The following is a 12,694-nucleotide window of genomic DNA, read 5'->3' as shown; positions in this document are numbered from 1 at the left end:
GTGGGCAAGGGCTTTGTGAAAATTTTCACAAGCTTCAGCGACCGTACCGTTCGCGGAACTGCTTCAGCAAATCATCCACACGGTCATCCCCTTCGACGCTTGGTTGCGGTCTCTGGGGTTGAGGTGGTGGCGGCGGGCCGAAACCGGCTGCCGGAGAGGCTGGTTCGAAGACAGGCTCGAAAACCGATCCGGAAGCCGGAGGCGGCTGCACCGGTTCATCCTGCACGACCGGTTGGAACACCGGTTCAAAGACCGATCCGTGGGACACGGGCGGCGGAGGCGCGGGCTCGTATTGGGCGGCCTGCTGGAAGTGCGGCGAGGCGACCTGAAAGGCAGGCGGCACATTGGCGGCGGGTTGCGCCGGTCCAGACGGCTCTTCCGGAGCGACCGGCGTGAAAAACGAAGAATCCTTCAGGAAGTCAGGCACCGGCTGGTTGCTGAACGGCTCCTCACGGGCCGGCTCGTCGAGCACCTGCGCATCATAGACCGATCCTCCGCCCCATGGTTGGGGTGACGGGAAAACAGGCTCGGCCACCTCTTCCTCGGCAGCCGGGAAAAATCCTGTCGCCGGTTCATCCGTGACGGGCGTGAAAAACGACGCGGGAGATGGCTCCGGAGCCTCCGCAAAAGATGGTTGCTCCTCCTCCTCCGGGGACGGCTCCGCGGGTGATGGGACATTCGCTTCGGCGGCTGGGTCGCTTTCCATCGCTGCGGCTACAGCAGGGGCCACGGCAGGCACTCCTTCCGCCTTGTCGTTGATCGCCTTCATCCAGGCCGTTCCGGCCGCGCGGATCAGCCCGCGGGCATGACGCTCCGAAGCATCAATACGCCCGAACACTTCCTTTCCCAGTCCCGGGACGCGGGAGTCGAACAGGGCGATGATGTCGTCGTCGGAAAGCGGGTCCAATTCGATGAGAACTTCCGACAGGCGGTCCGCGAGACCTCCGCTGAGGCGGGGCGTGAACGCGTTCTCCCACACGTCCTTGTTCAGGGAAATGATCACATCCACCCGTTCCGCCTGATGGCGGATGGCACCGATGAATGCGGCGAAGCCCAGCGCCGCCGTCTCATCCGCGGAGAATCCTTCCAGATCATCCGCCACCAGCACCACCCTCATCAGCAGGGAAACCAGCGCCAGCAGGGACGTCAGGCGCTCCATGGCAACGCCTTCCGTCACCGGTTCACCGGCCACCTCCATGCCCAGCACGCCCGCCCGGCCCGGATGGTCAACCGGAGTCGCGGCATAGCGGAAAAACGCGCTCACCCAGAACGAAACCTCCCTCACCGGCAGACCGCAACGCTGCGCCAGCTCCATGTTCAGGCGCGGCCCCAGAACCTCGAAGTTCTCCCGCGCCCAGTGGGCGGTGACCGCGTTCGGGTGGTGGAAATCAAACGTCTCCACCGGCCGGTTCCGCAGCGCGGACAGCGCGCCTTCCCGGTCTTGGCAGGGCACCTCTCCGGATATCACCAGTGGCTGCAGCGCGTAGGAGAAAAGTCGGCGGATCACCAGGTCCAGCACGGTCACCCCACCGGCTGCTGGCAGCGCCCGGCCAAGACGGTTCAGCGCATCCTCCGTGACCGAGATGGCTCCCACCCGGCTGCCGGACGGATGCAGCGGGATGAACTCATGGCTGCCGCCGAGCTGGTGCTGGATCCGGGAAAGGAGATGGGTTTTTCCGTGACCCGCGCGCGGTGCGCGGAGGAGGATGCAACGCCCCTCCCGGTCCGTCTCTACATCCAGCGTGGTGAGAAGCTCACCATAGGCTTTGCGATTGACCACATCCGTGTGGGCGGATGGAAGCCGTCCGAACGATTCGAAGAGCGTTTGAAAGGGATGATCGTTGGCCATAGGGGGCATGGAGATGAAGCGTGGAGCGAAATTGATGGAACTTCGTCCCCTTCACAAGCTTTCAGAAAACAATCTCGAAAAACCGGGATGATTCCCCTCCCCTGTCGGAAATCTCTCGTATCGTCCTCCATGCCATCTCAAACTACCCGTATGACCACTTCGCTCGTGATGACCGTTCTCGGCCCGGACCGCTCCGGCCTCGTGCGCACCCTATCGGACATCGTCGCCGCCCAGGGCGGAAATTGGCTGGAAAGCCGCATGGCCCGCCTCGCAGGACAGTTCGCCGGCATCGTCCGTGTGGAATGCGCCGACGCCTCCGCGGATGAACTGATCGCACGACTCCAGGCACTGGGCGCGGATGGCATCACCGTACAGACCGTGCGGGAAACCGCCCCCGCCCCGGAGAACCGCCGCACCCTTTCCGTGGATGTCGTCGGCAACGACCGCCCCGGCATCGTCCGCGAACTCGCCGCCGCCATCGCCAACGCGGGAGGCAACGTCGAGGAGCTCACCACCGGACTGGAAAGCGCGCCGATGGCGGGACATCCGCTGTTCCGCGCCCGCGGCGTGGTATCCATTCCGGAGAATTCGGACGCCATCGCCCTCACCACCGCGATTGAGAATCTCGGAGGGGATCTGTCCGTGGACGTTTCCTGATCAGAACGGCCAGATGAACGGGATCAGGCTGCAGGAAATGATCCAGCAGATGATGTTGAGCGGGATGCCCACCTTGAGGAAGTCCACGAACTTGTAGCCCCCCGGCCCAAAAACCATCATGTGCGTCTGGTAGCCCATGGGCAGCGCGAAAGCTGTGGAGGCAGCCACGGTCACACCCATGACGAAAGGACGGGAGTCCACTTTCAGCTCATGCGCCAGCGTTACGACGATGGGCACCATCATGACCGCCGTCGCATTGTTCGAAAGCACCTCCGTCAGGATCAAGGTCAGCAGGAACACCGTCCACAACAGCACCACCGGCAGATACTCCGGGGAGACAAAACGCTCCGTGAGCTCCACGATCTCCGTGGACAGGAACTTCGCCGTCCCTGTGTTCTGCATCGCCATGCCGAGCCCCAGCAGTCCGTAAAGCATCAGCAGCACCTGCCAATCCACACTCGCATATGCCTCACGCGGCGTGACGATCTTCAGCCACAGCAGGAGCAGCGCTCCGACGAGCGCCGCGTAGTGGATCGGGATCTCCGGGATCCACGAAACAAAGGGATGCAGGAAGTCCGTCAACGTCGCCACCAGCACCACCCCCACCAGCGTGGCCCAGGAGATGATGATGTGCTTGTTCTTCCCCACCTTCGGCTCATCCTGGGAGGGAGCCTCCTCCGGCAGGTCCGTCAGCACGAAATCCCGGGTGGCCTTCAGGCTGTCCAGGTTGTTGAGCGCGGTGATGACCAGCAGCGTGTCACCGGTTTCCAGCGGGAGCGTGGCGATCTGACTGGTGATGTTGATGCCGTCCCGGTGCACGGCCAGCACCACGCAGTTGTAGCGCTGGCGGAAGTCCGATGCAGCCAGGGTCTTGCCGTGCAGGGAGGATTCATCCCGGATGACCAACTCGGAAACGATGCCGTCCACCGTCGAGAGCACCTGCGCGCCGATTTCGTCGAACAACTCCTCCGCTTTGGCCGCCCCACCGCGCCGGCGGTGCAGCGCCACCAGGAAGCGGTCGTTCGGCTCGATCACCAGCTTGGAAATGGGGGTCATCAGACGGGTCCCCTTGCGGCGGATCTCCATCACGTGGACACCGGAGGCACGGTCGGCCAGCGGGGTGTCCACCAGCTTCATGCCGACGATGGGAGAACCCCTGCCGATCAGGAGATGGTGCAGCGGCGAGGTCCGGTGATCGATCTCAAGGGAACCGGTGATCGAGGAACGCGCTGGGATCAGCTTCGGACCGAAGATCGCCAGATAGCCGATGCCGGCGACGGCCATCGGCAGGCCGATCGGAGCCAGTTCGAACATACCCATCGGCTTCTCGCCCAGACCCTTCAACGACCCATTGACCAGCAGGTTGGTCGAAGTACCAATCAGGGTGCAGCACCCCCCCAGGATCGAGGAGTAGGAAAGCGGCATCAGCAGGCGGGACGGCGCGATGTCCTTGCTGCGGGCAAAGCCGAGAGTCACCGGCAGGAGGATGGCGACGATGGCCGTGTTGTTCATCCATGCACTGAAGAACGCGGCGAGCAGGGAGAAGGCGAGAATGGCGATGCGGGTATTCCCCGACAGTTTGTTCTTCAGCACCTTTCCGATGTGATCCACCGCGCCCGACCGCTCGAGCGCACCGCCAATGACAAAGAGCGCGGCGATGGTCAGCGGGGCCTCATTGCGGAACACATCCATCATCTCCGTCGGACTCACCAGCTTCAACGCAACCACCAGACAGAGGATCGTGAGCGCCAGCACATCCGGCGCCGCCCATTCGCGGATGAATGCGACCAGGGTGATCAGGATGACCAGTAGGGTGAGGCCGATTTCTAACGTCATGGATGGATGCATCCCCTCGTGGGGCGCCCGTCAATGCAGCCCCCGAGCGTCTTTGACAAGACTGTAACGATCCCACACCCTCCCCCCATGAAGCGCCCGCGGATCTCCACCAACCTGGCGATCTCCGCCGATGGCAAGATCTCCTCCCCCGCGCATGCCCCATCCGGCTGGACCTCCCCCGGGGACAAGCGCCGGTTCCTCGCCCTGCGGGAAAACGCCGACGCCATCCTGGCCGGCCGCGGAACGCTCGACAACGACCGCATGACCATGACCGGCCCGAAGAACCCGCTGCGCTGCATCGTCTCCCGCAGCGGGAAGCTCGATCCGGGCCACCCCATCTTCTCCACCCCTGGCGGTGCCATCCACCTGCTGGTGACCGGTGGCCCGCCTCCGCCCGTTCCCGCAGGAGTCACGGTCCATACGGGGAATCTTCCGGATTTCCTGTTGGAACTGGCGGCCAACCACCACGTCAAAAACCTCCACTGTGAAGGAGGAGGCGAATTGATCCGGGAACTGGCCGATCTGGATCTGGTGGATGATTTCCACGCCACCCTGGCAGGGCACACGCTCTTCGGGGGGCAGGAGGCACCCACCGCCACCGGGACAGCACGGGATTTCCTCCCGGCGACCCGCCATTTCAGAATCTCACACTTCGAGGCTCACCCGGAATCGGGCGAGTGCTTCGTCAGCTATACGCGGGACCGGAAAACCTGATCCCTCCGGCACGGTTCAATGGCCGTGACCGTCGTCCTTCTTGCCGTGGTCCGCGCCGTGGCCGTGGTCATCGCCATGACCGCCGTGGCTGCCATGGGACTGGTGGAGCTTCTTCGTTTCCTCGAAATCGTGGCGCTCGCAGGAAAATCCAAGCACACAGAGAGGCAGCGCGATCAGGAAAATTTTCTTCACGCGCCTTCAATAACCACTCGCCCGGGGAACGCAACCCCCAAGGACCAAAAAAGCAGCGTAATCAGGGCAGCCATCCGGCAACCACCTCAGCCGCCCGCGCGTGGGCCCCCAGACCACCCAGCTTCGCCGACGTCTCCGCCAGCCGGACCTGCAACGCCACACGGGTCCCGGGATCTTCGATGAAGCGCTTCAGTGCAGGCACCACCTTCTCCGGTTCCGCCTCCCCCTGGATGAATTCCTCAACCACCTGTTCCTCCGCCAGAATGTTCACGATGCCGATGAACTTGATCTTCACCAGCAGCTTCGCCATCACGTACGTCAGCCCGGCCACCTTGTAGACCAGGCAATAGGGCAGGCCGTAATAGGCCGCCTCCAGGGTCGCCGTGCCACTGGCGATCACCCCGCACGCCGCCCGCTGCATCAGGGCATGGGCTCCGCCGTCCGTCACGGTGACAAAGGCATCCGCCCCCGCCTCCCGCACCATTCCACGCATGATTTCCGCGAGCTTAGTGGACGCGGCGGGTGCTTCGAACCGCAGGCCGTGCCGCCAGCCGTGGAGCTGTTTCGCGGACTCCACCATCATCGGGAACAGGGAGGACACCTCCCGCTCACGGCTCCCGGGGAACAGACCCACCAGGGACTCCTCCCGCGTGACATCCATCCTCCGTTCCTCAAGCTCATCCACCAGCGGATGGCCGACGAATTTCGTCTTCAGTCCGGCATTGGCGAAAATGGGTTCCTCGAACGGGAACAGGCACATCATCTGGTCCAGCAGCGCGACCATCTTCGGGATGCGCTTCTTGTTCCACGCCCAAACCTGCGGGCTGATGTAATAGACCTGCTTCACCTCCGGGCATTCCTTCTTCACCGCCTTGGCGAAGCGCAGGTTGAAACCGGGATAGTCGATGAGCAGCAGCACGTCCGGCCGGAATCTTTTCACCTCCTCCAGCATCTCCCCGAAGCGTTCCTTGAACCAGCCGTAACGCTTCAGCACCTCCCACACGCCCATCACCGCGGCATCCTCCACCCAGTCCTTCGTCCCTGCCACCTCCGCCATCTGCGGTCCGCCCACCCCCGCCACCTCGGTCCCCGGCTTCCGCTCCAGCAGGGAGCGCAACAAACCCGCGCCGTGCGCATCACCGCTCAGCTCCCCCGCCACCACATATACGCGTCCGGACATCGCGCGCATCCATAGCGTCCCCCCACCGCAATACCACGAAAAATCCGCACCTCCAGACTTCCGGGTTGCTTTCGACGCTGCCCCGGCTTTGATCACGCCTCCGCCACACCGCGAAATCCAGCTTTCCCAATGTCCGCAGATTCCCACGAAACGCCCCGTCCCCTCGGAGAAATCTCCCAAGAGCCGTCCGCCTTCGACCAGTTCATGGACAGGAACCAGAAGAATCTGTTGATCCTGGCCGTCGTTCTCGTCATCGCCGCCGCCGCGTTCATCATCTACCGCGGCCTCCAGAAGAGCCATCAGCACACCGCCGGAGCGGATCTCAGCCAGGCGGAGGATCTGGCCGCCCTGCAGAAGCTGGTGAAGGACTACCCGGAAACCCCGGCAGGCGGCAGCGCACGCCTCCTCCTCGCGGAAAAGCAGTGGTCCGACGGCCAGCAGGACGACTCCATCGCCACCCTCCGCTCCTTCATCTCTGAACAAGCCGAGCACCCCGCTCTGGCGACCGCCAAAGCCAGCCTCGCCTCCAAACTGGCTTCCCAGGGCAAGTCGGACGAAGCAACCAAGACCTTCGAAGAGATCGTCTCCGGCGGGGAGTCCACCCGCTACCTCGCTCCATACGCCCTCCTTTCCCTCGGGGATCTGGCGAAAAACGCCGGCAAAATCGACGAAGCCCGGAAATACTACGAGCGCGCGCAGAACGAGTTCCCCGGCAGCAACTTCGCCACCACCGCCTCCGCCCGCATCGGCATCCTGAATGCAAAGGCCCCCGTGGAGATCGAGCCGCCACCCGCTCCGGCCCCCGCCCCGGGCGATGCGCCCGCACCTGCGCCGGAAAACCTGCTCTCACTTCCCGGCCTGACACCTCCCGCGCCAGAACCAGTTCCCGAGGCCCCTGCACCCGCTCCCGAGGCCCCTGCACCCGCTCCCGAGGCCCCTGCACCCGCTCCCGAGGCCCCTGCACCCGCTCCGGAAACCCCTGCCGCTCCGGCACCTGAGGCTCCCGCACCGCCCCCGGCACCCGAGGCCCCAGCGCCCGCACCAAAACCTTGAATTCCGTTTGACATTCAATCTCGCCCACTCCTCTTTTAATCCGTGTTCAAAAAAGTAATCGGCCAAGACCTCGGGCCCACCGGCAGCCCGGCACCTTCCCACGACCTGCCATCGGCAGCTCCCTCCGCACCTTCCGCGGCATCTTCCTATTCCGTCCCAGCTCCTCCTTCTTCCAGCGTTCCGGCCTCCCAGGCCCGTCCTGCGGCTGGAGCCACACGGAATGTCCTCTCCTCCGACGTTGAGATCAAAGGCACCGTCAAATTCGCCAACGACCTCGTCGTCGATGGCAAGATCGAGGGGGAAATCTCTTCCGACGGCAACCTGACCGTCGGTGAGAACGCCCGGATCAAGGCGGAGATCAAGACCAACACCGTCGTCATCTACGGCAAGGTGCATGGAAACATCAGCGTCACCGACCGTGTCGAACTGAAGTCCAGCGCTGAAGTCGTCGGCGACATCAAGGCGAAGACCCTTTCCATCGAGGCCGGTGCCATCTTCGTCGGCAAATCGACGGTCGGCACCCCGGCCCAAGGCGCACCCGCGTCCAAGCCCGCCGCGGAACAAAAGCAAGGTGAGCTTGCGGGAACCAAGGCTTGAAAGCCCCACACTTCCCTGCCCGTTTGAACGACCATGGCCGATGAGCCCAAGCGCCATCGCATCGAACTGGTGTGCCCGGACTGCGGGCACCGCCAGCTTGAGCCAGCCATGGTCGTCTCCACGCAGTGCCGGTCCTGCCGCGGAAACTTCCAGGTGATCGACGGAAAAGCGGTCCCCCGCTACCGGGCGACCACCCGCCTCGCCAAAGTCCGGCCGGATGCTCCCGCAAGCGAGCCTCAGGCTGAGAAGATCCCCCCCTTCAAGCCACAGCCCGCCGCTCCTCCGAAACCATCCTTTTTCCGTCGGCTCATTTTCCGGCAGAAGCCACCCCGTGAAGTGGTGTGCTTCAGTTGCAGCCATACCCACAAGGCCGTCGCGGAAGCCCAGTCCAGCCAGTGTCCCCGCTGCAGCGCCTACATCAGCTTGCGGGACTACGTCATTTCAGAGCCGTGGAACCGCCGGATCCAGACCCGGGGCGATGTGTTGATCGACAAGTCCGGCGTGGTTTCCGGGATCACCATCCAGTGCCACCACCTCACCGTGCTGGGTGAACTCGCCGGATCGGTTGACTGCTCCGGAGATCTCGTCATCCGCAGTCATGGCAAGATCCTCGGCAAAGTGTCCTGCCGCCAGCTCCGCGTGGAGCGCGGGGCAAAGGTGGAGTTCCTCAATCCGGTCACCGCCGCCTCCGCCTTCATCGACGGAAATGTCCGCGGCCAGATCTCCTGCACCGGCGCCATCACCCTGGCGAAGCGGGCCCACCTCCAGGGACTTGTGAAGGCCGCCTCACTCGTCATCAAGGAAGGCGCGAAGCACACCGGAGCCATCGAGATGATCCAGCCCCCGAAATCCTGACAGCACGGCAATATTGCCACTGGTTTCCTTTCCCGAAATTCCGCTTATAATCCCCGCATGCCCGCCGCCCTCGACCTGAAGGAGGAAATCCTGGCCCTCAAGAAAGCCAGGAACGCCGTCATCCTCGTCCACAACTACCAGTCCGGAGACATCCAGGACCTCGGCGACTATGTGGGGGACTCCCTGGGGCTGGCCTATCACGCGAAGGCGACGGATGCGGACGTCATCGTCTTCTGCGGCGTGCATTTCATGGCGGAGACCGCCAAGATCGTGAACCCGGGCAAGATCGTGGTCCTTCCCGACAAGGACGCCGGTTGCTCGCTGGAACAGTCATGCCCCGCCCCGCAGTTGGAGGCCTTCCTCAAGGCGAACGCGGAGAAAAACTACTACGTCATCGCCTACATCAACTGCTCCGGCGCGGTGAAGGCCCTCTGCGACGTCATCTGCACCTCCGGCAATGCCGTGAAGGTCGTCAACCAGGCCCCGCCGGACCGTCCGATCCTTTTCGTTCCGGATGAGAACCTCGGTGCGTGGGTCATGGAGCAAACCGGCCGCAAGATGGACCTGTGGAAGGGCAACTGCTACGTCCACGTCGAGTTCACGCGCGACTCCATCAACCGCATCAAGGCGGAATATCCCGACGCGCTGGTCGTCGCCCACCCGGAGTGCACGCAGGCCGTGCGCCTGCTGGCGGATGAAGTCTGCTCCACGGAGAAGATGGTCACCTACGTGAAGAACGCACCGGTGAAGAACATCATCGTCGTCACGGAGAGCGGCATGCTCCACCGCCTGCGCAAGGAAGCCCCGGACAAGAACCTCATCGCCGGACCGACGGACCGCTGCGCCTGCGCGGACTGCCGCTACATGAAGATGAACACGCTCGAGAAACTCCGCGACTGCCTCGACAAGCTGGAGCCACGCGTCGAGATGCCGGAGGATATCCGCAAGCGCGCGGAAGCCCCGTTGCTGCGGATGCTGGAGCAGTCGAAGTGAGCCATTCCGCTCCGGCGTGCTAAGGTTCCCGCAGGATCTTCTCCATCTTGCGGCCTTTCGCCAGTTCATCCACCAGCTTGTCCAGATATCTCACCTGTCTGGTCAGTGGTACGGTGATTTCTTCGATCCGATAACCGCAGATCGAACCGGTGATGAGATCCGCATGGGGATTGAGGGTGGCTTCCCCGAAAAATTCCGCGAACGTGGCCTGGCTCTCCACCAGGCGCTTGAGATCCTTTTCACTGAAACCGGTCAACCATGCGATGACCCGGTGGAGTTCATCAATCGTGCGCCCTTTTTTCTCCACTTTCGCAACATAATGCGGATAGACGGAAGCGAAATGCATGTCAGCGATCTTCTTGTCGTGATGTGCTGTCGGGTTCATGAGGTGGTGACTGATTTCGGGAACGAGGGGAAGCTGTGATCCGCAGCTACAAACCATGATTCAGGCGGGTGCGTTGGACGAGGATAAATAGGCAAGGGCGAATCGGACCCCACCAACAGACCTGCGCTCCCGATACTCCCCCTCCTGCGGAGCTTTTCCGCCGATGACATCTCCCATGAGCCCCATGAGGCACTTTCATCGCATTTCGCCCTCTTCACTTGATTCCTGCCCCCGAAATCTGGACTCTCCCCGCATGTCCAACTCCGCAGAGCTTCACGCCGCCATCCGCGACGTGATCGACTTCCCGAAGGAGGGGATCATTTTCAAGGACATCACCCCCATCCTGGCGGATGGACGCTTGCTCCGCCGCACCATCGACCTGCTCTGCGAGACCGCGGGAGGGGCGAAGGTGGACAAGGTCGCCGGGATCGACGCACGGGGATTCATTTTCGGGGCCGCCGTGGCGGACCGCCTGGGCGCCGGCTTCGTGCCCATCCGGAAAAAGGGCAAACTGCCGTGGAAAACCCACCAGGCCGCCTACGCGCTGGAGTACGGGGAATCCGTCATCGAACTCCACCAGGACGCCGTCTCCCCCGGTGAGAATGTCCTCCTTGTCGATGACTTGCTGGCCACCGGAGGGACCGCCGCCGCTGCGGCCGGACTGCTCGGCACACTGGAAGCCCGGATCATCAGCATCTCCTTCGTCATCGAACTGGCCTTCCTGGAGGGGCGCGGAAAGCTCGCCGGCCATCCCGTCCATTCCCTTCTCACCTACTGATTTCAAAATACGTCCGCATACCATGTCCTGGCAATCCTACAACCAAAGCATCGTCCGTTACCCCAAGCTGGCCTTCTCCCTCGACCTGTCCCTGATGGACATCCCTGCGGAGCACGAAAGCTCGCTGAGTGGAAACGTCGCGAAAGCGTTCTCCGACATGCAGGCCCTTGAGTCGGGCGCCATCGCCAACCCTGACGAACAACGCATGGTCGGCCACTACTGGCTGCGCACCCCCGCCCTGGCACCGACCGCGGAACTCCGCGCGGAGATCACCGGACCACTCGCCGCGCTGAAGACCTTCGCGGAGAACGTACACACCGGTGCCGTGGCACCACCCTCCGGCGGCGTGTTCGAGCAGATCCTGCTCATCGGCATCGGCGGCTCCGCCCTCGGCCCCCAGCTCGTCGCTGACGCCCTCGGCCAGTTCTCCCGCCTCCCCCTTTTCTTCTTCGACAACACCGATCCGCAGGGCATCGACAACGTCATCGCCAAGCTCCGCGGCCGCGGCCTCAACAAGACCCTGGTGCTGGTCATTTCCAAATCCGGCGGCACCCCTGAGACGCGCAACGGCATGCTGGAGGCGAAGGCCGCCTACGATGCCGCCTCGCTCGACTTCGGCAAGCACACTGTCGCCATCACCGGCTCGGGATCCAAGCTCGACAAATACGCCACCGACAACGGCTTCATCGCCCGCTTCCCGATGGAGGACTGGGTCGGCGGCCGCACCTCCGTGCTTTCCACCGTGGGCCTTGTTCCCGCCGCGCTCCAGGGCATCGACATCGACTCCATGCTGGCCGGCGCCGCCGCCATGGATGCGGAGACCCGCAAGCCGGACGCCGCCACCAACGCCGCGCTCCGCCTGGCCCTCGCCTGGCACAACGCTGGCAAGGGCAAGGGTGAAAAAGACATGGTCGTCCTGCCCTACAAGGACTCCCTCGTTCTGTTTTCGAAGTACCTCCAGCAGCTCGTCATGGAGTCGCTCGGCAAGGAGCACGACCTGGATGGCAACGTCGTCAACCAGGGCATCGCCGTCTATGGCAACAAGGGTTCCACGGACCAGCATGCCTACGTGCAGCAGCTCCGTGACGGTGTGAACAACTTCTTCGCCGTGTTCATCGAAGTGCGCAAGGGCCGCAGCGGTTCCAGCATCGAGGTGGATCCAGGCACCACCAGCGCGGACTACCTCCAGGGCTTCCTCCGCGGCACCCGCAAGGCGCTCCACGAGTCCGGCCGGAAGTCCATCACCATCTCCATCCCGGAGGTTACCCCATTCTACCTCGGCCTGCTCATCGCCCTGTTCGAGCGTGCGGTTTCCTTCTACGCCTCGCTCGTCAACATCAACGCCTACCACCAGCCTGGTGTGGAGGCGGGGAAGAAAGCCGCCGGCATCTTCCTGGACCTTCTCAACCGCGTCCGCAGCCGCCTCATCGCGGATGCGAAGACGGCGGATGCCATCGCACTGGAGGTCGATGCGGATCCGGAGGACGTCTATCACTGCCTCACCCACCTGGCCGCCAACGGCGAGGTCCAGATCTCCATCGGCAAGACCCCTGCGGAAGACACCTTCCAGCTCTGAGGGCCTTCGCGGTCAACCGGCCGGGCGAC

Annotated in this window: 13 protein-coding genes; 8 read left to right on the top strand and 5 right to left on the bottom strand. The window is 63.5% G+C overall.

Annotated elements, in window-relative coordinates; translation table 11 throughout:
* Positions 1-34: 34 nt before the first annotated feature.
* Entirely contained in the window at positions 35-1,849 is a 1,815-nt protein-coding gene (locus OVA24_RS09575) for a hypothetical protein (RefSeq protein ID WP_267674986.1), read from the bottom strand.
* A gap of 150 nt (positions 1,850-1,999) precedes the next feature.
* Between OVA24_RS09575 and OVA24_RS09570 the strand changes: the two genes are divergently transcribed.
* Positions 2,000-2,506, top strand: coding sequence for a glycine cleavage system transcriptional repressor (locus OVA24_RS09570; protein WP_267674985.1), 507 nt, complete (start codon positions 2,000-2,002; stop codon positions 2,504-2,506).
* Here OVA24_RS09570 and OVA24_RS09565 read toward each other — a convergent pair whose 3' ends face one another.
* Positions 2,507-4,342, bottom strand: a complete 1,836-nt coding sequence (locus OVA24_RS09565) for an SLC13 family permease (RefSeq protein ID WP_267674984.1) — start codon at positions 4,340-4,342, stop codon at positions 2,507-2,509.
* Positions 4,343-4,429: 87 nt separating this feature from the next.
* Between OVA24_RS09565 and OVA24_RS09560 the strand changes: the two genes are divergently transcribed.
* Entirely contained in the window at positions 4,430-5,056 is a 627-nt protein-coding gene (locus OVA24_RS09560) for a RibD family protein (RefSeq protein ID WP_267674983.1), read from the top strand.
* Between the two features lie 15 nt (positions 5,057-5,071).
* On the opposite strand, the gene OVA24_RS09555 is transcribed toward OVA24_RS09560, so the two are convergent.
* Both OVA24_RS09555 and lpxB read right to left on the bottom strand, forming a co-directional pair.
* On the bottom strand, positions 5,072-5,248 hold the full coding sequence (locus tag OVA24_RS09555; protein ID WP_267674982.1) for a hypothetical protein: 177 nt from the start codon (positions 5,246-5,248) through the stop codon (positions 5,072-5,074).
* A 61-nt stretch (positions 5,249-5,309) separates the two neighbouring features.
* The gene (gene lpxB / locus OVA24_RS09550) at positions 5,310-6,428 is read right to left on the bottom strand and encodes a lipid-A-disaccharide synthase (protein WP_267674981.1); all 1,119 of its coding nucleotides are present in this window, start codon (positions 6,426-6,428) and stop codon (positions 5,310-5,312) included.
* A 129-nt stretch (positions 6,429-6,557) separates the two neighbouring features.
* Here lpxB and OVA24_RS09545 point away from each other — a divergent pair, with 129 nt between their 5' ends.
* Genes OVA24_RS09545 through nadA form a run of 4 tightly spaced genes read left to right on the top strand, consistent with a single transcriptional unit; the run spans position 6,558 to position 9,926 of the window.
* Positions 6,558-7,481 carry a tetratricopeptide repeat protein gene (locus OVA24_RS09545; RefSeq protein ID WP_267674980.1) on the top strand — a complete coding sequence of 308 codons (924 nt, stop codon included), beginning with the start codon at positions 6,558-6,560 and terminating at the stop codon, positions 7,479-7,481.
* A 42-nt stretch (positions 7,482-7,523) separates the two neighbouring features.
* Positions 7,524-8,078, top strand: coding sequence for a bactofilin family protein (locus OVA24_RS09540; protein ID WP_267674979.1), 555 nt, complete (start codon positions 7,524-7,526; stop codon positions 8,076-8,078).
* A 33-nt stretch (positions 8,079-8,111) separates the two neighbouring features.
* The gene (locus tag OVA24_RS09535) at positions 8,112-8,933 is read left to right on the top strand and encodes a bactofilin family protein (protein ID WP_267674978.1); all 822 of its coding nucleotides are present in this window, start codon (positions 8,112-8,114) and stop codon (positions 8,931-8,933) included.
* A 57-nt stretch (positions 8,934-8,990) separates the two neighbouring features.
* Entirely contained in the window at positions 8,991-9,926 is a 936-nt protein-coding gene (gene nadA, locus OVA24_RS09530; protein ID WP_267674977.1) for a quinolinate synthase NadA, read from the top strand.
* A gap of 19 nt (positions 9,927-9,945) precedes the next feature.
* Here nadA and OVA24_RS09525 read toward each other — a convergent pair whose 3' ends face one another.
* Positions 9,946-10,311 carry a DUF2200 domain-containing protein gene (locus OVA24_RS09525; protein ID WP_267674976.1) on the bottom strand — a complete coding sequence of 122 codons (366 nt, stop codon included), beginning with the start codon at positions 10,309-10,311 and terminating at the stop codon, positions 9,946-9,948.
* Positions 10,312-10,564: 253 nt separating this feature from the next.
* On the opposite strand from OVA24_RS09525, the gene OVA24_RS09520 reads away from it, so the two are divergent.
* Together OVA24_RS09520 and OVA24_RS09515 are read left to right on the top strand one after the other, a co-directional pair.
* Complete coding sequence (locus OVA24_RS09520; protein WP_267674975.1) at positions 10,565-11,089, top strand: adenine phosphoribosyltransferase; 525 nt, start codon at positions 10,565-10,567, stop codon at positions 11,087-11,089.
* Between the two features lie 22 nt (positions 11,090-11,111).
* Positions 11,112-12,665 carry a glucose-6-phosphate isomerase gene (locus tag OVA24_RS09515; RefSeq protein ID WP_267674974.1) on the top strand — a complete coding sequence of 518 codons (1,554 nt, stop codon included), beginning with the start codon at positions 11,112-11,114 and terminating at the stop codon, positions 12,663-12,665.
* Positions 12,666-12,694 lie beyond the last annotated feature (29 nt).

Source organism: Luteolibacter sp. SL250 (genome assembly GCF_026625605.1).
GTDB lineage: Bacteria > Verrucomicrobiota > Verrucomicrobiia > Verrucomicrobiales > Akkermansiaceae > Luteolibacter.
This window is presented reverse-complemented; position numbering and strand designations above follow the sequence as displayed.